This window comes from Streptomyces sp. NPDC031379, assembly GCF_055569615.1.
In genome coordinates this window covers 23,783-47,290 of sequence record NZ_JBVIIT010000018.1, presented here as the reverse complement: position 1 = coordinate 47,290, position 23,508 = coordinate 23,783, and the positions used below count along the sequence as shown (strand labels likewise).

At 72.5% G+C, this 23,508-nt stretch carries 22 protein-coding genes; 10 read left to right on the top strand and 12 right to left on the bottom strand.

The features are described 5' to 3' along the window. Window positions 1-29: 29 nt before the first annotated feature. The 3 genes from ACZ5CW_RS24940 to ACZ5CW_RS24930 form a co-directional block, all read right to left on the bottom strand. The gene (locus ACZ5CW_RS24940) at window positions 30-263 is read right to left on the bottom strand and encodes a hypothetical protein (RefSeq protein ID WP_190018425.1); all 234 of its coding nucleotides are present in this window, start codon (window positions 261-263) and stop codon (window positions 30-32) included. Window positions 264-402: 139 nt separating this feature from the next. Continuing rightward, window positions 403-1,386 (bottom strand): DEDDh family exonuclease, encoded by a 984-nt coding sequence (locus ACZ5CW_RS24935; protein WP_468604925.1) that lies wholly within the window; start codon window positions 1,384-1,386, stop codon window positions 403-405. A 2-nt stretch (window positions 1,387-1,388) separates the two neighbouring features. Further along, window positions 1,389-2,138, bottom strand: coding sequence for a TetR/AcrR family transcriptional regulator (locus ACZ5CW_RS24930; RefSeq protein ID WP_468604923.1), 750 nt, complete (start codon window positions 2,136-2,138; stop codon window positions 1,389-1,391). Window positions 2,139-2,240: 102 nt separating this feature from the next. Here ACZ5CW_RS24930 and ACZ5CW_RS24925 point away from each other — a divergent pair, with 102 nt between their 5' ends. The 6 genes from ACZ5CW_RS24925 (at window position 2,241) to ACZ5CW_RS24900 (ending at window position 8,613) form a co-directional block, all read left to right on the top strand. Then, a complete protein-coding gene (locus tag ACZ5CW_RS24925) occupies window positions 2,241-3,038 on the top strand; it encodes an acetoacetate decarboxylase family protein (RefSeq protein WP_468604921.1) in 798 nt (265 codons plus the stop codon). Then, on the top strand, window positions 3,038-3,922 hold the full coding sequence (locus ACZ5CW_RS24920) for an SDR family NAD(P)-dependent oxidoreductase (protein ID WP_468604919.1): 885 nt from the start codon (window positions 3,038-3,040) through the stop codon (window positions 3,920-3,922). Before ACZ5CW_RS24925 ends, ACZ5CW_RS24920 begins: the two co-directional genes overlap by 1 nt. Window positions 3,923-3,935: 13 nt before the next feature. Continuing rightward, window positions 3,936-5,219, top strand: coding sequence for an amidohydrolase family protein (locus tag ACZ5CW_RS24915; RefSeq protein ID WP_468604917.1), 1,284 nt, complete (start codon window positions 3,936-3,938; stop codon window positions 5,217-5,219). Next, entirely contained in the window at window positions 5,216-6,445 is a 1,230-nt protein-coding gene (locus ACZ5CW_RS24910) for an amidohydrolase family protein (protein WP_468604915.1), read from the top strand. Before ACZ5CW_RS24915 ends, ACZ5CW_RS24910 begins: the two co-directional genes overlap by 4 nt. A gap of 52 nt (window positions 6,446-6,497) precedes the next feature. Continuing rightward, window positions 6,498-7,208, top strand: coding sequence for a VIT1/CCC1 transporter family protein (locus ACZ5CW_RS24905; protein WP_468604913.1), 711 nt, complete (start codon window positions 6,498-6,500; stop codon window positions 7,206-7,208). Between the two features lie 355 nt (window positions 7,209-7,563). After that, the gene (locus ACZ5CW_RS24900; RefSeq protein ID WP_468604911.1) at window positions 7,564-8,613 is read left to right on the top strand and encodes a zinc-dependent alcohol dehydrogenase family protein; all 1,050 of its coding nucleotides are present in this window, start codon (window positions 7,564-7,566) and stop codon (window positions 8,611-8,613) included. 4 nt (window positions 8,614-8,617) lie between these two features. On the opposite strand, the gene ACZ5CW_RS24895 is transcribed toward ACZ5CW_RS24900, so the two are convergent. The 4 genes from ACZ5CW_RS24895 to ACZ5CW_RS24880 all read right to left on the bottom strand — a co-directional run bounded on the left by ACZ5CW_RS24895 (window position 8,618) and on the right by ACZ5CW_RS24880 (window position 14,298). Further along, on the bottom strand, window positions 8,618-9,622 hold the full coding sequence (locus ACZ5CW_RS24895) for a CopD family protein (RefSeq protein ID WP_468604909.1): 1,005 nt from the start codon (window positions 9,620-9,622) through the stop codon (window positions 8,618-8,620). Between the two features lie 101 nt (window positions 9,623-9,723). Continuing rightward, window positions 9,724-11,100, bottom strand: a complete 1,377-nt coding sequence (locus ACZ5CW_RS24890) for a CoA transferase (RefSeq protein WP_468604907.1) — start codon at window positions 11,098-11,100, stop codon at window positions 9,724-9,726. Window positions 11,101-11,175: 75 nt separating this feature from the next. After that, a complete protein-coding gene (locus ACZ5CW_RS24885) occupies window positions 11,176-12,693 on the bottom strand; it encodes a S8 family peptidase (RefSeq protein ID WP_468604905.1) in 1,518 nt (505 codons plus the stop codon). Window positions 12,694-12,771: 78 nt separating this feature from the next. Beyond that, on the bottom strand, window positions 12,772-14,298 hold the full coding sequence (locus tag ACZ5CW_RS24880; protein ID WP_468604903.1) for a S8 family serine peptidase: 1,527 nt from the start codon (window positions 14,296-14,298) through the stop codon (window positions 12,772-12,774). A gap of 284 nt (window positions 14,299-14,582) precedes the next feature. On the opposite strand from ACZ5CW_RS24880, the gene ACZ5CW_RS24875 reads away from it, so the two are divergent. From ACZ5CW_RS24875 to moaA, 3 genes are all read left to right on the top strand, one after another. After that, window positions 14,583-14,939: a DUF485 domain-containing protein gene (locus ACZ5CW_RS24875; protein WP_468604901.1), complete on the top strand. Its 357-nt coding sequence runs from the start codon at window positions 14,583-14,585 to the stop codon at window positions 14,937-14,939. After that, window positions 14,936-16,561 carry a solute symporter family protein gene (locus tag ACZ5CW_RS24870; protein WP_468604899.1) on the top strand — a complete coding sequence of 542 codons (1,626 nt, stop codon included), beginning with the start codon at window positions 14,936-14,938 and terminating at the stop codon, window positions 16,559-16,561. The genes ACZ5CW_RS24875 and ACZ5CW_RS24870 overlap by 4 nt, the downstream gene beginning before the upstream one ends. Before the next feature lie 172 nt (window positions 16,562-16,733). Beyond that, on the top strand, window positions 16,734-17,723 hold the full coding sequence (gene moaA, locus ACZ5CW_RS24865; RefSeq protein ID WP_468604897.1) for a GTP 3',8-cyclase MoaA: 990 nt from the start codon (window positions 16,734-16,736) through the stop codon (window positions 17,721-17,723). Window positions 17,724-17,754: 31 nt separating this feature from the next. On the opposite strand, the gene ACZ5CW_RS24860 is transcribed toward moaA, so the two are convergent. After that, window positions 17,755-17,967: a hypothetical protein gene (locus ACZ5CW_RS24860; RefSeq protein ID WP_468604895.1), complete on the bottom strand. Its 213-nt coding sequence runs from the start codon at window positions 17,965-17,967 to the stop codon at window positions 17,755-17,757. A gap of 191 nt (window positions 17,968-18,158) precedes the next feature. Continuing rightward, window positions 18,159-18,551 (bottom strand): DUF3099 domain-containing protein, encoded by a 393-nt coding sequence (locus ACZ5CW_RS24855; RefSeq protein WP_468604893.1) that lies wholly within the window; start codon window positions 18,549-18,551, stop codon window positions 18,159-18,161. Window positions 18,552-18,798: 247 nt separating this feature from the next. Between ACZ5CW_RS24855 and ACZ5CW_RS24850 the strand changes: the two genes are divergently transcribed. Then, window positions 18,799-19,086, top strand: a complete 288-nt coding sequence (locus ACZ5CW_RS24850) for a GlsB/YeaQ/YmgE family stress response membrane protein (protein WP_468604891.1) — start codon at window positions 18,799-18,801, stop codon at window positions 19,084-19,086. A 98-nt stretch (window positions 19,087-19,184) separates the two neighbouring features. On the opposite strand, the gene tyrS is transcribed toward ACZ5CW_RS24850, so the two are convergent. The 3 genes from tyrS to ACZ5CW_RS24835 are packed head-to-tail and all read right to left on the bottom strand — an operon-like array spanning window position 19,185 to window position 23,424. Next, the gene (gene tyrS, locus ACZ5CW_RS24845; protein ID WP_468604889.1) at window positions 19,185-20,453 is read right to left on the bottom strand and encodes a tyrosine--tRNA ligase; all 1,269 of its coding nucleotides are present in this window, start codon (window positions 20,451-20,453) and stop codon (window positions 19,185-19,187) included. Window positions 20,454-20,509: 56 nt separating this feature from the next. Beyond that, window positions 20,510-21,904, bottom strand: a complete 1,395-nt coding sequence (locus ACZ5CW_RS24840; RefSeq protein ID WP_468604887.1) for a metallopeptidase TldD-related protein — start codon at window positions 21,902-21,904, stop codon at window positions 20,510-20,512. Beyond that, window positions 21,901-23,424 carry a TldD/PmbA family protein gene (locus tag ACZ5CW_RS24835; RefSeq protein ID WP_468604885.1) on the bottom strand — a complete coding sequence of 508 codons (1,524 nt, stop codon included), beginning with the start codon at window positions 23,422-23,424 and terminating at the stop codon, window positions 21,901-21,903. The genes ACZ5CW_RS24840 and ACZ5CW_RS24835 overlap by 4 nt, the downstream gene beginning before the upstream one ends. Window positions 23,425-23,508 lie beyond the last annotated feature (84 nt).

Genomic DNA, 23,508 nt, shown 5'->3' with positions numbered 1-23,508 from the left:
CCGTGGGGTGCGATCAGGCGGGTACCGGGTCACACGCGGTCGACGACTCCCGTCCTCCCCTCCGCCCGGGCGCAGTGGGCGCCGCAGTACCAGTGGCCCTCCACCTCGACGCCCTGCCCGATGATCTGCACCCGGCAGTGCTCGCAGAGGGGGGCCATGCGATGGATCGCACAGGAGAAGCAGTCGAACACGTGCACTGCGCCCTGTGCGTGGACCTCGAAGGTCATTCCGTAGTCATTGCCGCAAACTTCACATGTCGCCATGCGCCACAGGGTGGGCCGTCGTCGACGCGCGGGCGAGCGGCCACCGGGTGAGTCGTACGCCAATCACCCATTTATACGATTACCTGTCGGTTTCACCGTGGGTGCAAGGGGGCCGCGCGGCCCTGCCCGGCCCGTGCGGTCACTCGCCGGCGGGTTCCACATCCCTGAGCAACTGCCCGAAGGCCGCCTCGTCCAGGACCGGCGTGCCGAACTGCCGCGCCTTGACCGTCTTGGACGTGCCCGAGTCGGGGTCGTTGGTCACCAGCAGGCTGGTCAGCCGGGAAATACTGGAGGCCACGTGCAGTCCGGCCTCGGTCGCCCGGTCCTCCAGCAGCTCCCGCTCCGTGGAGGTGTCGCCCGAGAAGGCCACCCGCATGCCCTGTTTGAGTCGTTTGCCCTCTTCGTACCGGCCAGGGTTGGGGTAGGGGCAGGCGGGCCGCTTCCGGGAGGGGCGCCAGCCGCCGGTCCGGTAGCCGCCGTGGCCGCCGGACGACTGCCGGGGCACGGGACGGTCCGACCACTCCGTCAGCGGCCGGCACTCCAGCAGGGGCAGTCGCACGCCGCCCGCCGCCGCCGCGCGCAGACTGGGCCGGAACGCCTCCGCCAGCACGCGCGCGTCGTCCAGCGCGTGGTGCGCCCGCTGCTGCACGACCCCGAAGTGCGCCGCGAGCGACTCCAGTTTGAAGTTGGGCAGGGGCAGGCCCAGCTCCTTCGACAGGGCGATGGTGCACAGCCGCTGCCGCACCGGGGCCTCGCCGCTCACGCGCGCGTACTCGCGCGCGATCATCTGCCAGTCGAAGACGGCGTTGTGCGCGACGAGCACCCGGCCGTCCAGACGGGCGGCGAACTCCTCGGCGACGTCCGCGAACAGCGGCGCCCCTTCGAGCACCTCGCTCGTCAGGCCGTGTATCCACACGGGTCCCGGATCGCGCTCCGGGTTGACCAGCGTGTACCAGTGGTCCTCGACCTCGCCGCGCGCGTCCAGCCGGTAGACGGCGGCCGAGATGATCCGGTCGTCCCGGGCCAGGCCGGTGGTCTCCACGTCAACGACCGCGTATCCCTGGGGATACGCGGTCGGCCACTGGGTGGGGGAGGACACTGCGGTCGCACGGTCTTCGAGCATGGTCACTGAGGATACGGGCCGCGACTGACAGCGCCGTCCCTCAGGGGTGGTCCCGCCCCCTCGGGCCCGTCCTCCCGCTCGATCGCCGCACGCGCGTGCGTGCCCCGTGGGGGTGCGGTCGCCGCTCCTTTCCCGCGCGGCGCGAGCAGCGCCCGTACCAATGCCCGCACGGAGGTGACGAACAGCCGCTCCGTGTCCACGGGGCGGGCCAGAGCGCGGGCCAGGGCGGGGTCGTCGCCGGCGGCCTCGGCGCTCCACAGCTCCTCCTCGCCGGGCCGCTGCACCGGGGCACGCTCGCGGTTGCGCTCGACCAGCACATGGCCGACGACCTGGAACTGCACCGCCCGCACGAACTCCGCCGCCGGGGCGCCGCGCAGTCCCGCCGCGCGCGCCTCGCCCACCAGCGCCCGCTGGGCGGGCAGGAACATCCGCTCGGTCAGTCCGCGTTCGTGCACCAGCGCCACCAGGTGAGGATGGGCGCGCAGCTGCCGGCGCAGGGCGCGCGCCACGGAGACGACCCGCTGTTCGGGTGTGCGCCCGGACGGACGGATCTCGCCGAGGCCGGCCACGGTCCGCTCCACCAGCGCGTCCAGCAGCGCCTCACGGCCCCCGACGTGCCAGTAGATCGAGGTGACGGAGGTGCCCAGCTCGGCGGCGAGCCCCCGCATGGTCAGCGCGTCCGGGCCGTGCCGCCGCACCAGCTCGGCGGCCGCATCGAGAACGTCCTCACGGCTGAGCGTCCCTCTCGGCATGGTCCTCCCGACTCCGGTCCGCGCACACGTATTTACCCACCGCACCGACTGCTGTAACGGTGTTACAGGTGACGGTCCGTCAGAAGAAGGGCGGTACGGCGTATGGCACGCGTACGGTACGGCGCACGGACCGAGCGGGAGACCGCCGCCACGCGCACCGCGAGCGCGCGGCCCCCCGAGATCTGGTCCACGGGGGTGGTGGCCGTCTGGGAGACGGAGCCGGACGCGGTCGCCGCGGTGCTGCCCCCACCCCTGAAGCCCACGGGCAGCCCACTCGTCCGGGTGAACATCAGCAAGGTCGACCTGCGCGGGTACCCGCTCGGCGCGGGCTCCTTCGCGGTCGCCGCCGCCCATGGCGAGGTCGACGGCTGGTACCCGCTGGTGATGCCGATGACCCACGAGCGCGCCCTCACCGGCGGCCACGAGGTCTTCGGGGAGCCCAAGAAGCTCGGCGAGGTGACCGTCGAGCGCGAGGGCCTCGTCGTGCGGGCGTCGATGGAACGGCACGGCATCGCCTTCGTGGAGGTGCGCGGCGCGGTGAGCGCCGAACTGCCCCTTCCGGAGCCGTCGCGCAGGACCGACTTCTACTTCAAGTTCCTTCCCGCGGTGGACGGCTCCGGCTTCGACGGCGACCCCGTCCTGGTGCACTGCGTACGGCGCGAGAAGGTGCGCCGACTGGAGCGGCTCACCGGGGACGTCGTGCTCCGCGAGTCCCTGTACGACCCCGTCGCCGACCTCCCGGTGCTGCGCCTGCGGGAGATCACCCTCGGCGAGAAGACCAGCGACCAGAGCGGCCGGGTCGCCGAACGGGTCGACGCCCGGGCGCTGTTGCCGTACGTCCACCAGCGCTACGACGACCCGCTGCAGATCCTGGACGCGCCGCCCGCGGGGAGCCGCTGATGGACCTCGAAGCGGGACAGGTCGCCGTCGTCACCGGCGCGGCGAGCGGCATCGGGTACGCGCTGGCCCGACGGTTCGCGGCCGAGGGCCTGAAGGTGGTCCTCGCCGACGTCGAGGCGGCGGCCCTGGACGAGGCGGCGGCCGGCCTGCGCGCGAACGGCGCCGACGTGCACGCGCGCGTGGTCGACGTCGGCGAGCGCGAACAGGTCATGCGGCCGGCCGAGGCGGCGTACGACACGTACGGCGCCGTGCACGTCCTGTGCAACAACGCGGGCGTCGGATCGGGCGCCGAGGGCCCCATGTGGGAGCACGAGCCGAACGACTGGCGGTGGGCCTTCGCCGTCAACGTGTGGGGCGTCTTCCACGGCATCCAGGCGTTCGTGCCCCGGATGATCGAGTCGGGTCTGCCCGGTCATGTCGTCAACACGTCCTCGAGCGACGGCGGTATCGCGCCGCTGCCGACGGCCTCCGTGTACGCGGTCACCAAGGCGGCCGTCGTCACCCTGACCGAGTCCCTGTACGCCCACCTCAGGGCCGAGGGCGCGCGCGTGGGCGCCTCCGTGCTCTTCCCGGGCCCGCACATGCTGCGCACCGGCCTGTGGGAGTCGCACCGCAACCGCCCCTCCCGCTACGCCAAGCGACGCCCGCGCCGAACCCCGTACCGCAGCCTCGAGCAAGGGGAGGCGGCGATGCGCGCGGCCGGACGGGAGGTCCGCTTCACGCCCGTCGAGGAGGTCGCCGAGCACGTCGTGGCCGGGATCCGGGAGGACCTCTTCTGGCTGCTCCCGGCGAGCGAGCACAGCGACGACCGCATCCGCGCGCGGGCCCGCTCGATGCTGGACCGCGCGAACCCGTCGTACCTCGAAAGCTTCATACTCGACTGACCGGGAGGCTGTTGTGACCAGCCAGGACCCGTACCTGATCATCTCCTCCGACTGCCACGCCGGACTGCCCACCGAACAGTACCGGCCCTACCTGGAGACCCGGTTCCACCGGGACTTCGACGAGTTCCTCGCCGGCCGCGACCGGCGTCGCGAGGAGATGACCCGGCTCGGCATCCGCGACGAGGCGTTCGCCGACCGGTGGTTCCACGACCACGAGGAAGGCCTGCGCGGCGGCTGGGACACCGCGCAGCGCCTGAAGGAGCTGGACGGCGACGGCGTGGCCGCCGAGGTCGTCTTCCCGGACGCCGACGCCGTGGACAGCCGGACCGCCGCCCCCTTCGGCGTAGGTCTCGGTCTGACCGGCGACCAGGACCCGGAGCTGGGCCTGGCGGGCGCCCGGGCGCACAACCGCTGGCTCGCGGACTTCGTGTCCGAGCATCCCGAACGGCACTGCGGAGTCGCCCTGCTGCCCGTCACGGCCCCCGTCGAGCGGGTCGTCGCCGAGATCCACCGGGCCAGGGAGTCCGGCCTGCGCGCCCTGATGATCCCCGCCATGTGGGGCGGCCGGGAGCCGTACCACGACCGCCGCTACGACCCCGTGTGGGCGGCCGCCGCCACGTCCGGGATGCCGGTGCTCACCCACTCCGGCGCGGCCCCGCGCGAGGAGTACGGCGACCACCTCGGCATCTACGTGAGCGAGGTGACCTGGTGGCCGGCCCGGCCGCTGTGGTTCCTGCTCTGGTCCGGCGCCCTCGAACGCCACCCCGGGCTGCGCTTCGGCGTCGCCGAGTCGGGCTGCTGGTGGCTGCCGAACCTGCTGTGGTTCATGGACCGCCTCTACCTCGGCGCGCACGGCGGGAAGAAGCTCTCCCCGTTCCAGGAGCTGAAGCGCCCGCCACACGAGTACCTCGACCGGCAGGTGTTCATCTGCGCCACCAACACCAAACGGCGCGAACCGGCCCAGCGGTACGAGATCGGCGTCGACAACATCCTCTGGGGCAGCGACTTCCCGCACCCCGAGGGCACCTGGCCCGACACGCGCGCGTGGCTGCGCCGCACCTTCCACGACATCCCGGTCACCGAGACCCGCCGCATGCTGGGCCTCGCCGCGGCCGAGGTCTTCGGCTTCGACACCGAGCGGCTGACGCCCCTGGCCCGCCGCATCGGGCCGACCCCCGCGGACCTCGGCCAGCCGGCCGACCAGACGGCCGTGGAGGCGTCCTGGGCCCGCTCGCGCGAGACCGGCCGGCACTGGCTGACCGGCGAGGACTTCCCGGTACTGGGGGTGACCCGATGAGCGACGACCGCTTCACGGTGATCTCCGCCGACTGCCACGCCGGCGCCGACCTGCTCGACTACAAGCCGTACCTGGACAAGCGCCACCACGACGACTTCGACGTCTGGGCGGCCACCTACGTCAACCCCTACGAGGACCTGCTCGCCGACTCCGCCGACCGGAACTGGAACTCGGAGCGGCGCCTGGCCGAGCTGCAGGCGGACGGGATCGTCGCGGAGGTGATCTTCCCGAACACCATCCCGCCGTTCTTCCCGTCCGGCTCGCTCATGGCCCCGCCCCCGAACGCGGAGGACTTCGCGCGGCGCTGGGCGGGACTGCGCGCCCACAACCGCTGGCTCGCGGACTTCTGCGCGGCGGCGCCGGGCCGCCGGGCGGGCGTCTTCCAGATCCTCCTCGGGGACGTCGAGAAGGCCGTCGAAGAGATCCGGTGGGCCGCCTCGGCGGGTCTGAAGGGCGGCCTGATGCTGCCCGGCACCCCGCCCGGCTCGGGCCTGCCGGAGCTGTACTCGCGGACCTACGACCCCCTCTGGGCCGCCTGCGCGGAACTCGGCGTCCCCGTCAACCACCACGCCGGCTCGGCCTCACCGCCGCTCGGCGAGGAACCGGCCGCCCGCGCGGTCTTCATGGTGGAGACGACCTGGTTCTCCCACCGCGCCCTGTGGCACCTGGTCTTCGGCGGCGCCTTCCGCCGTCACCCGGACCTGAAACTGGTCCTGACCGAACAGGGCTCCGGCTGGATACCCGGGGTGCTCGGCATGCTGGACTACTACCACGGCCGCCTGGTCGCGGCCCGGTCCAGGGCGGCCACCGCGGAGGCGAAGTTCGGCGCAGGCCTCGCCGACGGCATGGGCAGGCCCCCTTCCGAGGTCTGGCGCGACAACTGCTTCGTCGGCGCCAGCTTCATGCGCCCCCACGAGGTGGCGCTGCGTGACCGCATCGGCGTCGACAAGATCATGTGGGGCAGCGACTACCCGCACGACGAGGGCACGTTCCCGTACACCCGGGAAGCGCTGCGCTTCGCCTGCGCGGGTGTCCCGCGCGAGGAGCTGGCGGCCGTGCTCGGCGGCAACGCGGCCCGCCTCTACGGCTTCGATCTCGGTCTCCTCGACCCCATCGCGGCGAAGGTGGGCCCGACGGTGGCGGAGATCGCCGAGCCCCTGGAGGAACCACCGGCCGACGCGACCAGCCCGGTCTTCGCACGCGGGGCGTCGCTGCGGGTGTGGTGAGGCCGGGGCGTCGGTGCGGCGCGGCCGCCCCCGGAGTGCGATCCTCCCTGCTGTGACGGAACCCACCCACGACGAGGCCCACGGGGGCGCCCTCGGCTCGCGGCTGAACTGGCTGCGGGCCGCCGTGCTGGGCGCGAACGACGGCATCGTCTCCACCGCGGGACTCGTGGTCGGCGTGGCCGGTGCGACCGAGAACCGGGCCGCCCTGCTCACCGCCGGACTGGCCGGACTGCTCGCCGGGTCGATGTCCATGGCGGCCGGCGAGTACGTCTCCGTCTCCACCCAGCGCGACTCGGAGATGGCCGCGCTGGCCATGGAGAAACGGGAGCTGAAGGAGCAGCCCGAGGCCGAACTCGAGGAGCTGACCGAGCTGCTGGAGGAGCGCGGACTGTCCCGGGAGGTGGCCCGGGAGGCCGCCGAGCAGCTCACCGCGCGGGACGCGCTGCGGGCCCACGCGCGCGTGGAGCTGGGCATCGACCCGGACGAGCTGACCAACCCCTGGCACGCGGCCTGGGCGAGCTTCCTGGCCTTCACCGTGGGCGCGCTGCTGCCCCTGCTGGCCATCGTCCTGCCCCCGGCCGCCTGGCGGCTCGCCGTAACCGTGGTCTCCGTCCTGGCCGCCCTCGTCCTCACCGGCTGGAGCAGCGCCCGCCTCGGCGCGGCGAACCCGAGACGAGCGGTCCTGCGCAACGCGGCGGGCGGCGCCCTGGCGATGGCGGTCACCTACGCCGCGGGCAGCCTGCTGGGGGCGGCGGGGGTCTGACCGACACGGGGGGTACGACCGGCACGGCGGGGGTCCGGCCGCCACGGCAGGGGGCGGTCGGCACGGCGGCGTTTGACCGGTGCGGCGGTGGCCCGGTGGGTCCGGCGGGGCCTGAGCGATGCGGCGGCGGTCCGACCGATGCGGCGGGGTCCGGCCGGCACGGTGGGGGTCGGTCGGTACGGCGGGGTTCGGCCGGTGCGGTGGGGATGTGGTGGGTCCGGTTGGTACGGTCGGGGCCGGTGGGCAGGTAGGGGGCCCTCGGCGCGCGGTCCGTCGGGGCCGCGGCGTACCGTGAAGTGCGCTCGACCACCCCCCGAGCACACGCACGACATCCCGCACGAGAAGGACCCTCGCCATGCGCGCCACCACCATCCACGCCCCGTACGACATGCGCGTGGAGGACGTGCCCGAGCCCGTGGTGCAGCTGCCCACCGACGCGGTGGTGCGGGTGCTGCGCGCCTGCATCTGCGGCAGCGACCTGTGGGCCTACCGGGGCGAGGCGGCCCGGCAGCCGGGGCAGCGCATCGGGCACGAGTTCCTCGGTCTCGTCGAGGAGACCGGCTCCGAGGTGGGCACCGTCAGGCGCGGCGACCTGGTGGTCGTGCCCTTCATGTGGTCCGACGGCGTCTGCGACTACTGCCGCGAGGGCCTGACGACGTCCTGCGAGCACGGCGGCTTCTGGGGCTCCGTCGGCTACGACGGCGGCCAGGGCGAGGCCGTGCGGGTGCCGTACGCCGACGGCACCCTCGTCCAGCTGCCCAAGGAGGCGGCCTCCGACGACCGTCTGCTGTCCGCCCTGCTGACCCTCTCCGACGTCCTCGGCACTGGCCACCACGCCGCCCTCGGCGCGGGCGCCCGTCCCGGCGCCACGGTCGCCGTGGTCGGCGACGGCGCCGTCGGCCTGTGCGGGGTGCTGGCCGCCAAGCGGCTGGGCGCCGAGCGGATCATCGCGCTGGGCCGGCACGAGGCCCGCACCGACATCGCGCGCCGGTTCGGCGCCACCGACGTGGTCGCCGAACGCGGGGACGCGGCCGTCGAGGCCGTCCGGGAACTCACCCGCGGCCAGGGCGCGCACGCCGTCGTCGAGGCGGTCGGCACCGAGCAGTCCATGCGGACGGCCGTCAACATCACACGGGACGGCGGCGCGATCGGCTTCGTGGGCGTGCCCCACGGCAGCGGCACCGGCCTCGACCTCGGCGTCATGTTCGACCGGAACATCGCCCTGCGCGGCGGTGTCGCCCCGGTCCGCGCCTACATCCCCGACCTGCTGCCCGACGTCCTCGACGGCACGATCGACCCGTCGCCGGTGTTCGACATGACCGTCGGCATCGAGGGCGTGCCGGACGGCTACAAGGCGATGGACGAACGCACCGCCCTCAAGGTGCTCGTCACCAACGACCGGTGACCGGCTAGGACCAGCGGATCGGCAGCGGCAGGGCCGTGAGCAGGCCCGAGACCGCGACCACCGCGCCCAGGGCGAACACCTCGGCCCGCGCGGGCACGTACGCGGTCAGCGGGTCGGCCGCGCGGGCCAGCCGGACCCGCGCGCACACGGCGAGCAGGGCGACGACGGCGACCAGGACCACCTTGGCCAGCAGGGTGCGTCCGTACGCCGTCGTCGTCAGCTGGTCCAGGATCGTGTCCGGCGGCATCCGGCGCAGCGAACTCCACACGCCCGTCGCCGTGATGGCCGCGAGCAGAACGGCCGCCACGCGCGCGTAGAGGCCGAGCAGCACCGCCCCGGCCGCGGTGCCGCGCCACCGCCGCAGGGTGCGCAGGGTGTGCAGGAGACCGCCGGTCCACAGGGCCGCGCACGTCAGGTGGACCAGCGTCAGGCCCGAGCCGATCAGCGGGCTGTGCTCGGTCGGGGGGTGGGCGCGCAGCGCCTCGGCGACCACCACCGCGGCGAGCGGCCACACCTGGGCCGCGGGACGCCGCGAGAGCAGGGCGGCCAGCAGGAAGGCGTTGACCTCCAGCAGGGCCAGCCTGCCGTCGCGGGAGTCGTACAGGCCGCCGACGTCGATCTGGCCGGGACTGTGCGGGATCAGATTGCCGGCCGACACCACCGACGCCAGCGCCAGCGCGGCGACGAAACCGACGGCGCTCGCGAACGCCGCCCGGCTGCACGGCCGTTCGGGCGGGGCAGCGGGCAGGCGCCGGGCGAGCCGGTGCACGAACAGCTCGCCGAGGGGCACGCACAGGGCCGCGAACAGCACCGTGCGCAGCAGGGCTATGCCGCCCACCCCCGGAGCGGCGGCCTCCCCGGAGCCGTGCAGCGCCGCGGACGGCCCGAGCAGCGGTATCAGGGCGCCCAGGGCCACCAGGACCAGGACGGCCACGGCCCGGCCGGTGCCGGGCCGCCGGGCGGTGCCGCTCGCGTCGGTGGTCTCGGCAGTCGGTCGTATCGAGGTCACCCCGTGATCTTCCCCAGCCGTCGCAGAACCGGGCAAGTCAGGGAAAAGAACCGGCGCAACGGCGTTCCGCCCGCCCGCACGATTCCGGCCGCCCCCCGCGTTCAGCGCCAGTCCGCCGAGTCGGACCCCCAGGGCACCGCAGGCCGCTCCCAGTCCGCCGGACCGCCCGCGAACGACACGGGCGGCCGGGGGTGCCGCAGCCGGCCGAGGGGGCTGTCCGTCTCGGTCAGCCAGGCGTCCGGACCCTCGTACGGCGTCCCGGGATCCGGGGCCGGCCGGATGCCGTCCGTCAGCCAGAGGGCGGTCCGGGCCAGCGCCAGCCGTACGCACCGGCTGTGTCCGTCGTACGACTGCTCGGTCAACGCCCGCAGTACGGCCGCCGCCAGCAGATAGCCGGTGCCGTGGTCCAGGGCCTGCGCGGGCAGCGCGCCCGGCTCCCCGGCCGCGCCCTCGGTCGCCGCGATGCCGGTCGCGACCTGCACCAGGCTGTCGAAGCCGCGCCGCCCGCCCCAGGGACCGTACGCACCCCACGCCGAGACCTGGGCCACGACCAGGCCCGGCCGGCGCGCGATCAGCGCCTCGGGGGAGAGCCCGAACCGGTCCAGGGCGCCCGGCCGGTAACCGGTGACCACGACGTCCGCCGAGCCGAGCAGCTCCTCGAACCCGGCCCGGTCGGTGGCCAGATCGAGGGTCGCCGACCGCTTGCCGAAGCCCGTGTCGGCATGCTGGTCCGGCAGCTCGGGCAGCCACGGGGCGTCCACGCGCAGGACGTCCGCGCCGAGCAGGCCGAGGGTGCGCGTGGCGACCGGGCCCGCCAGGACCCGGGTCAGATCGAGGACGCGCAGCCCGGCGGCGGGCAGCAGGGGAGCGCCGGCGGAGTCCAGCGGCGGAAGCACGCGCGCGCGGGCCGTGTCCAGCCGGTCGTGCTCGACCAGCGGCCGGGCGGCCACCGCGGCGGCCTGCCCGTGCGCCTGCCACTCCTGCGGGGTGCGCAGGGCGACGGCGAGGCCGCCGGCGCCGTACACGGTCTCCTCCGCCTCCAGGGCGGGGAGTTCGGCGAACCGCGCGGCCGCCTGTGCCACCGAGGCGTCCGCAGGCAGGCCCAGCGCATCGAGCAGGCGCGTCCGGTGATGCGGGTAGTTGGCGTGGGTGCGCATCCAGCCGTCGGCCGTCCGCCAGAACCGCGACAGCGGCGCGAAGGCGACCGGTGCCCGCCCGTCGATGCGGAGGAGACGCTCGCTGTGGAAGGCGGCGGCGACCGCGCCGTCGTCGACCCGGACGCCGGGCACCTCCCCGAGGCCGGCCCGGCGGGCCGCCAGCTCCGCGGCCGCCAGCGCGCACGCGCCGACGCACGCCCGCGCGAGCTGCCGTACGGGAAGGCGCGCCTCGAGCGCGCCCTCCCGCACCACGGTCGTGAGCCGTGCGAGGTGGGCGGGATCGCCGCCCAGGGCGGACCACGCGAACTTGATTTCAGTCATGACTGCACTATGCAGTATTGACTGAATCAATATATGGACCGGACCCGGTGAGCCGGCTCCCCGTGGGCCCGGGTCCTACTTCGTCACCGCGGCCAGCGCGTCCGCCGTCCCCCAGCCGTAGAAGCCGTTGTGGTTCTTCGACCCCTCGCACACGGCGTCGACCTTGCCGTCACCGTCGATGTCGTACGGGTCGGTGCACGGCGTGGCGTTGGCCTCCGCGTACAGCAGCGCCTTCACCAGGGCAGCGGGGGCGTGCGGATGAGTCGACTTGATCAGTGCGGCGACGCCGGCGACGTGCGGGGTCGCCATCGACGTACCGGCCATGTAGCCCCACTTGCCGCCCGGCAGCGGGCCCAGGATGAGGCCGCTGGTCGCCGGGGGCTCCGGCTTCTGGTAGGCCGTCGAGTCGCCGCCGGGCGCGGCGATGTCGACTACACCGAGGCCGTAGTTGGAGAAGGACGACTTCAGGCCCTTCGCGCCGGTCGAGGCGACCGTCACCACGCCCGGCAACTGGGTCGGTATGTCGTAGCACTCGTGCGGGTCGATCACCCGGTCCGACGGGGTGCCGTCGTTCGGGGAGACCGGGTCGGTGATCGAGTCGGACGCGAGGTCGTAGCTCTCGTTGCCGGCCGCCGCGACGTTGACCGCGCCCTTCTTCTCCGCGTACCGCGAGGCCCGGGTGATGGCGTCCACGAGCGCCTTCTGGTCCGGGTCGGTCTTGCAGTTGAAGTACCACGGGTCGGTGTAATAGCTGTTGTTGGTCACGTCGACGTGGTGCTCGGCCGCCCACACGAAGCCGCAGACCACGGCCTCCGTGTAGAAGTACCCGTTCGGGTTGGCGACCTTGATGCCCGCCACCTTGACGCCCGGTGCCACACCCGTGACGCCCACCCCGTTCTTCGCGGCGGCGATCTCGCCGGCCACGTGCGTGCCGTGCGGGCTCTCCGACGCGCTCGGCCGCCAGGCGCCGTCCGTCGTGTCCGGCTTGCCCGACACGCAGTTGGCGGACGCGTCACGGTCGAAGTTGGGCGCGATGTCCGGGTGGGTGTCGTCGACGCCCGTGTCGATGACGGCGACCGTCACGTCCCGGCTGCCCAGGGTCTTCTCGTGCGCCTTGTCCGCCTTGATCGCGGGCAGGTCCCACTGGAGCGGCTCCAGCGGGTCCTGGCCGTCGGCCGCCTGCGCGTCGGCGACCTCCTCGGCGCTCAGCACCTGCGGCGCGCCGACGTCGGTGGTGGACTGGGCGGGCAGCGGCGCGTTGCGGGTGGCGCCGGCCGAGTCCACCCCGTGCACGGTGCGGATCTTCTGGGCGAAGCCCGGGTCGGCCGAGTGGACGACGATCACGCCGATCCGGTCGTACGCGATCACCACCGAGCCCCCGGCCTCGGTGATCGCCTTCCGCACGTGCGCCGAGACGCCGTGTCCGGGGCGGACGTTGACGACATAGCTGAGCGCGGGCCCGTCGGCGGTGGCCGCCGGAGCGTTGTCGGCGGCGGAGGCGCTGACATCGGGCAGGAACGCGAGTGCCGTCGCCAGGGCCATCCCGGCCGGGATCGCGAGGGCGCGGCGGTAGCGCGGCTTGGGCGCTGTCATGGGTCAGTTCTCTCCAGTTCGTTCGCGGTACGAGCGTGCCGGGCGGGATGCCCTCACGGGACGGCGTTCGCCTGGCTGCTACTTGACTGCACGCAGCGCGTCGACGACGCCGAAGCCGTAGAAGCCGTTGACGCGCTTGCCTCCGGCGCAGGTCGCGTCCACGACCCCGTCGCCGTCACCGTCGTAGGGGCCGGCCGGGCAGCCCGGGTTGTCCGCCTGGGCCTTCAGCAGGGCCTGCAACTGGGCGGGCGTGGCGTGCGGGTGGGCCGATTTCAGCAGCGCGGCCACCGCGGCCACGTGCGGGGAGGCCATCGACGTGCCCTGGAGGAAGCCGTACTGGTTGTTCGGCAGCGTGGACAGGATGCGGCCGTTCTTCGACGGGGTGTCCGGGATCTGGTACTTGTCGCCGCCCGGCCCCGCCACGTCGACGACGCCCTGGCCGTAGCTGGAGTAGTACGACTTGGTGCCCTTCACCCCCACCGCGCTCACGGTCACCACACCGGGCAGCTGGGTCGGTATGTCGAAGCACTCGTGCGGGTCGACCGTCCGGGTCGCGGGCGTCGAGTCGTCGGGGCTGGAGTCGTCCACGATCGCGTCCGAGTCCAGGTCGTCGTTGGAGTTGCCCGCCGAGGCCACGTTGAGCGTGCCCTTGTCCCGGGCGTACAGCTGGGCCCTGTCGACCGCGTCCACGATGGCCCGTTGATCGGGGTCGTCCATGCAGTTGTACAGCCACGGGTCGACGTAGTAGCTGTTGTTGGTGATCTCGATGCCGTGGTCGGCGGCGAACACGAAGGCGCAGACCACGCTCTCCGGGAAGAACAGCGAGCCGGCGTCCGGCTGGGCCACCGTGATGCTCGCGACCTTCACACCGGGCGCCACGCCGGCCACGCCGATGCCGTTGCGGGCCGCCGCGATCTCACCTGCCACATGGGTGCCGTGGTAGTGGTCCGCGTCCACCGGCCGCCACGCGCCGTACGTCGTGTCCGCCTTGCCGCTGACGCAGTTCGCCGACTGGGAGGGGGAGAAGTTCGGCGCGATGTCCGGGTGGGTGTCGTCGACGCCCGTGTCGATCACACCGACGGTCACGCTCCTGCTGCCCGGGTCGATCCGAGCGGCCCGGTCGGCGCCGATCGCCCGCAGGTCCCACTGGTCCGCCTCCAGCGGCTCCTCGCCCGCCGCGGCGCCCCGGGCGAGCTGCGCGGCCTGAGCCCGGGACAGGACCTGCACCGCGCCCTCGTCCGTCGTCCCCGCCGCGCTCAGCGCCGACGTGCGCGTGGCACCCGCCGACTGCACCCCGCGCACCGCGCGGATCCGCGGCCCGAAGTCGGGGTTCGCGGAGTGGACGACGATCACACCGATCTTGTCGTAACCGGCCACCACGGTGCCGCCGTTGCGGGTGATCTCCCGCCGCACGGACTCGATCGTGCGGCGGTCCGTACGGGTGTTGACCACGTACGTGAGGTTCGGGCCGTCCGCCGCCCGCGCCGCCGTCGCCTTCGTGGGAGCGGCAAAGGCCGCCGTCGGCAGGAAGCCGAGCGAGGCGGTCAGCGACAGCACGACCGGCACGGCGAGCGCGAGCCGGCGTCTGGAGCGCAGATGAACCATGGGATCTCCACATCATCCGGATACGAAACCGCCCGAGACACAGGTGGCGCTCGGGCAGGTACATGACGGGTGGTGCAGGCCGAAGCTATCTTCCGCGCCCCGTCTCCGAAAGAGCCCGACGGACTTGAACCGCTCCCCGCGCGGCGCCGTGACCGTGGACGGAGGGCCCGTCAGGATCGCGGCCCCCCGCCGGTATCACGCAACGGAGTCGGGTTGCGACTGCCGGTAACGTGTCCCCGTCCTGTGAGGCCGGACAGCGCCTGTCCGCGACGCGAGGAGAGCCCGTGGCTACCGAGACACCGCCACCCGCGAAACCCCAAGCTTCCCTTCCCTCCACCGAGGAGTTCACCGAGGTGCAGCAGAGCGCGGAGTTCGGTGAACTGCGCCATGCCCACCGCTCCTTCGCCTTTCCGCTGACCATCGCCTTCATCGCCTGGTACCTGCTGTACGTCCTGCTGTCCAACTACGCGGGCGGCTTCATGGGCACCAAGGTGGCCGGCAACATCAACGTCGCCCTCGTCCTGGGCCTCGCCCAGTTCCTCACCACGTTCCTCATCGCCTGGTGGTACGCGCGGCACGCCGCCGCCAAGCTCGACCCCAAGGCGAAGGCCATCAAGTCCCGGATGGAGGGCGGAGCATGAGCCCCGCACAGCACACCCTGCTGGCCGCAGGCGAGGCGAGCGAGCACCGCACGCTGATCATCACGCTGTTCGCGGTGTTCGTCGCCGCGACCCTCGTCATCACCGTCTGGGCGGGTCGGCAGACCAAGGACGCCGCCGACTTCTACGCCGGCGGACGGCAGTTCACCGGCTTCCAGAACGGCCTCGCCGTCTCCGGCGACTACATGTCCGCCGCGTCCTTCCTCGGAATCGCCGGCGCCATCGCCCTCTTCGGCTACGACGGCTTCCTGTACTCCATCGGCTTCCTGGTCGCCTGGCTGGTCGCCCTGCTCCTGGTCGCCGAGCCGCTGCGCAACTCCGGCCGCTACACGATGGGCGACGTGCTGGCCTACCGGATGCGCCAGCGTCCCGTCCGCACGGCCGCCGGCACCTCCACGATCGTCGTCTCGATCTTCTACCTGCTGGCCCAGATGGCAGGCGCCGGCGTCCTCGTCTCGCTCCTGCTGGGCATCACCAGCGACGGCGGCAAGATCGGCATCGTCGCCCTGGTCGGCGTCCTGATGATCGTGTACGTCACCATCGGCGGCATGAAGGGCACCACCTGGGTCCAGATGGTCAAGGCGGTGCTGCTGATCGTCGGCGCCCTGCTGCTGACCTTCCTGGTCCTGCTCAAGTTCGACTTCAACATCTCGGACCTGCTGGGCGAGGCCGCCGACAACAGCGGCAAGGGCTCGGCGTTCCTGGAGCCCGGCCTGAAGTACGGCGCGACCGGCACCACCAAGCTGGACTTCATCTCGCTGGGCATCGCCCTGGTCCTCGGCACCGCGGGCCTGCCGCACATCCTGATCCGCTTCTACACCGTCCCCACGGCCAAGGCCGCCCGCAAGTCCGTGATCTGGGCGATCGGCCTGATCGGCGCGTTCTACCTGATGACCCTCGCCCTCGGCTTCGGCGCCGCCGCGCTGATCAAGCCGGACGAGATCATCGCCTCCAACAAGGCGGGCAACACCGCGGCCCCCCTCCTCGCCCTCCACCTCGGGGGAGTGGACTCCAACTGGGGCGCCGTCCTGCTGGCCACCATCTCGGCGGTCGCCTTCGCCACCATCCTCGCGGTCGTCGCCGGCCTCACCCTGGCCTCGTCCTCCTCCTTCGCCCACGACATCTACGCCAACGTCATCAGGAAGGGGCAGGCCACCGAGAAGCAGGAGATCGGCGCCGCCCGCTGGGCCACCGTCGGCATCGGCGCGGTCTCGATCGTCCTCGGCGCCCTCGCCCGCGACCTCAACGTGGCCGGCCTGGTCGCCCTGGCCTTCGCCGTCGCGGCCTCCGCCAACCTGCCGACCATCCTGTACAGCCTGTTCTGGAAGCGGTTCACCACCGCGGGCGCCCTGTGGTCGATCTACGGCGGCCTGGTCACCGCGGTCGGCCTGGTCCTGTTCTCACCGGTCGTGTCCGGCAAGCCGACCTCGATGTTCCCCGACGTCGACTTCCACTGGTTCCCGCTGGAGAACCCCGGGATCATCTCCATCCCGGTCGGCTTCCTGCTGGGCGCCGTGGGCACCCTGCTGTCCAAGGAGGTCCCGGACACCGGCAAGTACGCCGAACTGGAGGTGCGGTCCCTGACCGGCACCGGAGCGCACTGAGCCTTCGTACGGACGGCCGCGTCGACGAGGACTGTACGGTCCTACGACGCGGCCGCGTCGTACCTCGTGGGATCGGGCCGCTGTCGATGTCAGCGGTGTCACGTAGGCTCGCAGGTGACGGATGACTCACGCGTGACCGAATATGAGTGATCGGGAGAGGGAGGGGGCCCACGTGCTCATCGACACCTACGGCCGGGTGGCCACCGACCTGAGGGTCTCGCTGACCGACCGGTGCAATCTGCGCTGTACCTACTGCATGCCCGAGGAGGGCCTGCAGTGGCTGGCCAAGCCCGACCTGCTCACCGACGACGAGATCGTCCGCCTCATCGACATCGCGGTCCGCACGCTCGGCATCGATGAGGTCCGCTTCACCGGCGGCGAGCCCCTGCTGCGCCCGGGCCTGCCCGGCATCGTCGAACGCGTCGCGGCCCTCGACCCGCGCCCCCAGATGTCCCTCACCACCAACGGCATCGGCCTCAAGCGCACCGCGACCGCCCTCAAGGCGGCGGGCCTGGACCGGGTCAACGTCTCCCTGGACACCCTCCGCCCGGACGTCTTCAAGACCCTCACCCGCCGGGACCGCCACAAGGACGTCCTCGAAGGCCTGCAGGCCGCCCGCGACGCGGGCCTCACCCCGGTCAAGGTCAACTCGGTCCTGATGCCGGGCCTGAACGACGACGAGGCCCCCGACCTGCTGGCCTGGGCCGTCGAACACGACTACGAACTGCGGTTCATCGAGCAGATGCCCCTGGACGCCCAGCACGGCTGGAAGCGCGAGGGCATGGTCACCGCAGGGGACATCCTCACCTCCCTGCGCACCCGCTTCGACCTCACCCCCGAGGGCGCGGACGAGCGCGGCTCGGCACCGGCGGAGCGCTGGCTGGTCGACGGCGGCCCGCACCGGGTCGGCGTGATCGCCTCGGTCACCCGCCCGTTCTGCGCGGCCTGCGACCGCACCCGCCTGACCGCCGACGGCCAGATACGGACCTGCCTGTTCGCCACCGAGGAGACCGATCTGCGCGCCGCCCTGCGCTCCGGCGCCCCCGACGAGGAGATCGCCCGGATCTGGAAGCTGGCGATGTGGGGCAAGAAGGCCGGAGCGGGCCTGGACGACCCCTCGTTCGTCCAGCCGGACCGGCCCATGTCCGCGATCGGCGGTTGACCGACCCGCTCAGGGAGGCGGGGAGACGACCTCAGTCGCTCCCTTTCTCCCACTCCGCGAGCAGCACGACATCCTTCAGGAACCCGCGCACCCCGAGGAACTGCGCCAGGTGTTCGCGGTGTTCCTCGCAGGCCAGCCACGTCTTGCGCCGCTCCGGCGTATGGATCTTCGGGTTGTTCCACGCCAGCACCCACACGGCATCGACGCGGCACCCCTTGGCCGAACAGACAGGCGTCTCACTCACAGGCTGGTCACTGGCTCCGTCTCACAAAGCCCCGTAAACAAGGCGACGCCGAGCAGCCACGGGGGGAGCTGCCCGGCGTCGGTCCGTCGCTCCGACGGGGGATGCGGAGCGCGTACGCAGTATGTCACGGGTAACCCGTCGCCCGGCACTGGAACTGCACGATTGATCTGAGCTTTTCTTGAGCATCCCGGTCATGCCGGGCGGGGCGGCTCACCGCGCACTCCGGCCGCCGGATTCGGCGGCGCGTCTTCCGCCGTGGGCGCCGCCGGTCCCTCGTCGGCTCGCGACGGCGTGATCATCGGGCGCATCGGCGTGGTGACGAACGTGGAAGGCAGGGACGGCGGCCGCTCCCGGCCCGCGTTCGCGATCACCACGGCGACGTAGGGCAGGAGCGCACCGGCCACCAGCGCCACGATCGCGACGTGCCGTTCGACGTTCCAGAGCGTGGCCGCGAGAATCACCGACACGGTGCGGACCGACATCGAGATGACGTACCGCCGCTGCCGACCCCGTACGTCCTCCGCGAGTCCCGTCCGGGCACCGGTGATCCGAAACACCTGGACGCCGCCGTGCTGTTTCCGCATCACAGTCCACCATCCGCCCGCATCGGACTCTCCCCCGGCCCGTACCGTCGTCCATGCCCGGCGGGGAACCGGGCCGGGACACCTCCACGTTACGCCGCGCCCCCGCCGCCCACGAGACCGGGTCGCCCGTCGCTGCCAGGGGCAACGCCTTCTGCCTGCCGCGCACGGGGGAACCCGACATGCGCCCTACGGCGGGCCGACCCACACTGGCCGTAATGCTCACGTCGAGCTGTACGAGGAGGCAGCCATGGGCTGGTTGTGGGCGATCATCGTGGGATTCGTGCTGGGCCTGATCGCCAAAGCGATCATCCCGGGCAAGCAGCACAGCCCCCTGTGGCTGACCACCATCTGCGGCATCCTCGGCGCCATCGTGGGCAACGCCGTCGCCCGCGCCGTCGGCGTCGAGGCGACCCCCGGCATCGACTGGAGCCGGCACCTCTTCCAGCTCGTGGCCGCGATCATCATCGTCGCAGCCGTGGACGCCCTCTACATGGCGACGCTGGGCAAGAGGAAGCAGCAGCGGGTCGGCGCCTAGAGAGAACCGAGGGGGCGCGAGCGACCGGGAGACGGCCGCAGCCGCGGATCACCCACGCCCCCGCGGGCGCACGTCAGATCACCCGCGCCCTCAGGGCGCTAGGCGGAAACGACCTCCACCGCGGCGAGGTTCCTCTTCCCTCGACGCAGCACCAGCCAGCGCCCGTGGATCAGGTCCTCCGCCGCGGCGACGGCGTCCTCGGCGGCCACCTTCACGTTGTTCACGTAGGCCCCGCCCTCCTTGACCGTCCGCCGCGCGGCGGACTTGCTGGCCACCAGGCCGACCTCGGCGAACAGGTCGGTGACCAGGCCCAGCTCGGCGACCTGGATGTGCGGCAGCTCGGACAGCGCCGCGGCCAGCGTCCGCTCGTCCAGCTCCGCCAGCTCGCCCTGGCCGAACAGCGCCTTGGACGCGGCGATCACCGCCTCCGTCTGGGCGGCGCCGTGCACCAGCGTCGTCAGCTCCTCGGCGAGCGCGCGCTGCGCGGCCCGGGCCTGCGGGCGCTCCTCGGTCTGCCGCTCCAGCTCCTCGATCTCCTCACGGGACCGGAAGCTGAAGATGCGCAGGAACTTGGAGACGTCCCGGTCGTCCGCGTTGACCCAGAACTGGTAGAACGCGTACGGCGTGGTCATCTCGGGGTCGAGCCAGACCGTGCCGGACTCGGTCTTGCCGAACTTGGTCCCGTCCGCCTTGGTGATCAGCGGCGTGCCCAGCGCGTGCACCACGGCGTCCGGCTCGACCCGGTGGATCAGGTCCGTGCCCGACGTGAGGTTGCCCCACTGGTCGCTGCCGCCGGTCTGCAGCGTGCAGCCGTGGCGCCGGTACAGCTCCAGGAAGTCCATGCCTTGCAGGATCTGGTAGCTGAACTCGGTGTAGCTGATGCCCGCGTCGGAGTTGAGACGCCGGGAGACGGCCTCCTTGGCGATCATCTTGTTGACCCGGAAGTGCTTGCCGATGTCCCGCAGGAACTCGATGGCCGACATGCCCTGGGTCCAGTCCAGGTTGTTGACCATGATCGCCGCGTTCGGCCCCTCGAAGTCGAGCAGCGGCTCGATCTGCGCGCGCAGCCGCTCGACCCAGCCGGCGACGACCTCGGGGGAGTTCAGCGTGCGCTCCGCGGTCGGCTTCGGGTCGCCGATCAGCCCCGTGGCGCCGCCGACCAGGCCCAGCGGGCGGTTGCCCGCCTGCTGGATCCGGCGCATGGTCAGGATCTGCACGAGGTTGCCGAGGTGCAGACTGGGCGCGGTCGGGTCGAAGCCGCAATAGAACGTGACGGGGCCGTCCGCGAACGCCTTGCGCAGTGCGTCCTCGTCCGTGGAGAGGGCGATGAGCCCACGCCACTTCAGCTCGTCGACGATGTCCGTCACGGTTCTCGTGTCTCCTCGATGATCTTCGGGCGGTCGGGTGACAGCCGACTACGAGGTTATACGCCCTGGCTGACAGAACTCATGTTGAAATCCGGGATGCGCAGCGCGGGCATCGCGGCCCGGGTGAACCAGTCGCTCCACTCGCGCGGCAGCGTCTTCTCCGTGCGGCCGGCCTCCGTGGCCCGGCCCAGCAGGTTCACCGGCGACTCGTTGAACCGGAAATTGTTCACCTGCCCGGTCACCTCGCCGTTCTCCACGAGGTAGACCCCGTCCCTCGTCAGGCCGGTGAGCAGCAGCGTCGCCGGGTCGACCTCACGGATGTACCACAGGCAGGTCAGCAGCAGCCCTCGCTCGGTGCTCGCGACCATCTCCTCCAGGGAGCGGTCATCACCGCCGTCCAGGATCAGGTTGCCGAGCACGGGGGCGACCGGCAGCCCGGTCAGGCCCGCGCTGTGCCGGGTGGTCGTCAGGTGCCTGAGCACACCCCCGGAGACCCACTCGGTGGACCGCGTCGGCAGCCCGTTGTCGAACACCGACTGATCGCCGCCGGAGGAGTGGGCGACCACGAAGGGCGGGCACTCCAGGCCCGGCTCGTTCGGGTCGCTGCGCAGGGTGAGCGGCAGCTCGGAGAGCTTCTCGCCGATGCGCGTGCCGCCGCCCGGCTTGGAGAACACCGTCCGCCCCTCGGCCGCGTCCCGGCCCGAGGCCGACCACAGCTGGTAGATCAGCAGGTCCGCGACCGCGGTCGGCGGCAGCAGCGTCTCGTAGCGGCCCGCGGGCAGTTCCACGCGCCGCTCGGCCCAGCCGAGCCGCACGGCCAGCTCGGCGTCGAGCGCGCCCGGGTCGACGTCCTTGAAGTCCCGCGTGGACCGGCCGGCCCACGCCGAGCGCGTGCGGTCCGGGGACTTGGCGTTCAGCTCCAGCGTGCCGGTGGGCTGGTCGTGCCGGAGGCGCAGCCCGGTGGACGTGCCCACGTACGTCGAGACCAGCTCGTGGTTGGCGAAGCCGTACAGCTCCCGGCCGCCCGCACGCGCGCGTGCGAAGGCCTCGCCGAGCGCCGGGGCGAAGTCGGCGAACACGGCGGAGGAGGTCTCGGCGGGCGCGTCCGTGAAGTCCGGGGACTCCGGCACCCCGCCGACCAGGGGCTGCGCGTCCTCGGCGGGTCCGGCTCCGCGCGCGGCGGCCTCCGCGGCCCGCACCAGCGGCTCCAGCTCCTCCGCGGTGACCGCCGACCGGGAGACGACACCGGAGGCGGTGCCCTCCTTGCCGTCCACCGTCGCGATCACGGTGAGCGTACGGCCGCGCGTCACCCCGTTCGTGGTGAGGGCGTTGCCGGCCCAGCGCAGGTTGGCGGTCGAGTGCTCGTCGGCGATCACGACACAACCGTCGGCCCGGGACAACGCCAGGGCCTGCTCGACGACCTCGTGCGGCTTGTTGGTGCGGGCGGTCATCGGCCGGCCTCCTGGGTCGTGTTGAGGATGTTGACGCTCTTGAAGAGGGCGGAGGGGCAGCCGTGGGACACCGCGGCCACCTGTCCCGGCTGGGCCTTGCCGCAGTTGAAGGCACCGCCGAGAACGTAGGTCTGCGGGCCGCCGACCGCTGCCATCGACCCCCAGAAGTCGGTGGTCGTGGCCTGGTAGGCGACGTCCTTCAGCTGCCCGGTGATCCGCCCGTTCTCGATCTTGAAGAAGCGCTGGCCGGTGAACTGGAAGTTGTACCGCTGCATGTCGATCGACCAGGACCGGTCGCCGACGACGTAGATGCCCCGGTCGACGCCCCCGATCAGGTCGTCGGTGGACAGCCCGGCCGGGTCCGGGAGCAGGGACACATTGGCCATGCGCTGCACGGGCACATGGGCGGGGGAGTCGGCGTACGCGCACCCGTTGGACCGGTCGAAGCCGGTCAGCCGGGCGATCCGCCGGTCCAGCTGGTAGCCCACCAGCGTGCCGTCCTTCACCAGGTCCCAGGACTGCCCCTCGACGCCCTCGTCGTCGTAGCCGATCGTCGCGAGCCCGTGCTCGGCGGTGCGGTCGCCCGTGACGTTCATCAGCTCGGAGCCGTACTTCAGCTTGCCGAGCTGGTCGAAGGTGGCGAAGGAGGTGCCGGCGTAGGCGGCCTCGTAGCCGAGGGCGCGGTCCAGCTCGGTGGCGTGCCCGATGGACTCGTGGATGGTCAGCCACAGGTTGGACGGGTCGACCACCAGGTCGTACAGGCCCGGCTCCACGCTCGGCGCCCGCATCTTCTCGGCGAGCAGCTCCGGGATCCGCTCCAGCTCGGCGTCCCAGTCCCAGCCGGTCCCGGTCAGGTACTCCCAGCCGCGCCCGACCGGCGGGGCGATGGTCCGCATGGAGTCGAACTCGCCGCTCGACTCGTCCACGGACACGGCCGTCAGCTGCGGATGCAGCCGCACCCGCTGCTGGGTCGTCACGGTACCGGCGGTGTCCGCGTAGAACTTGTTCTCGTGGACGGTGAGCAGCGAGGCGTCGACGTGGTTGACGCCGTTCGCGGCCAGCAGCCGCTCGCTCCACTGCGCCAGCAGCGCGGCCTTCTCCTCGTCCGGCACCGAGAACGGGTCGATCTCGTACGACGAGATCCACGTACGGTCCGCGTGCACCGGCTCGTCGGCCAGCTCCACCCGCTCCTCGGAGCCCGCCGCGCTGATGACCTGGGCCGAGAGCTTGGCCATCGCCACCGCCTGCGAGGCGACCCGCGCGGCGGCGTCCATGGTCAGGTCGACCCCGGACGCGAAGCCCCACGTACCGCCGTGCACGACCCGGACCGCGTACCCGAGGTCGGTGGTGTCCGACGACCCGGCCGGCTTGGCGTCACGCAGCCGCCAGGACGCGCTGCGCACCCGCTCGAACCGGAAGTCCGCGTGCTCGGCCCCCAGCGCACGCGCGCGTGCGAGCGCGGCGTCCGCGAGGGCCCGTAGGGGAAGCGCCGTGAAGGCTTCGTCGATGGAATGAGGCACCGAGGTCTCCCTGCTGTCGTGGCCTGTCGGCTCCGATCATGTCGCGGGACCGGCCCGGCGGACCACACCTTTGGCTCCCCGGAG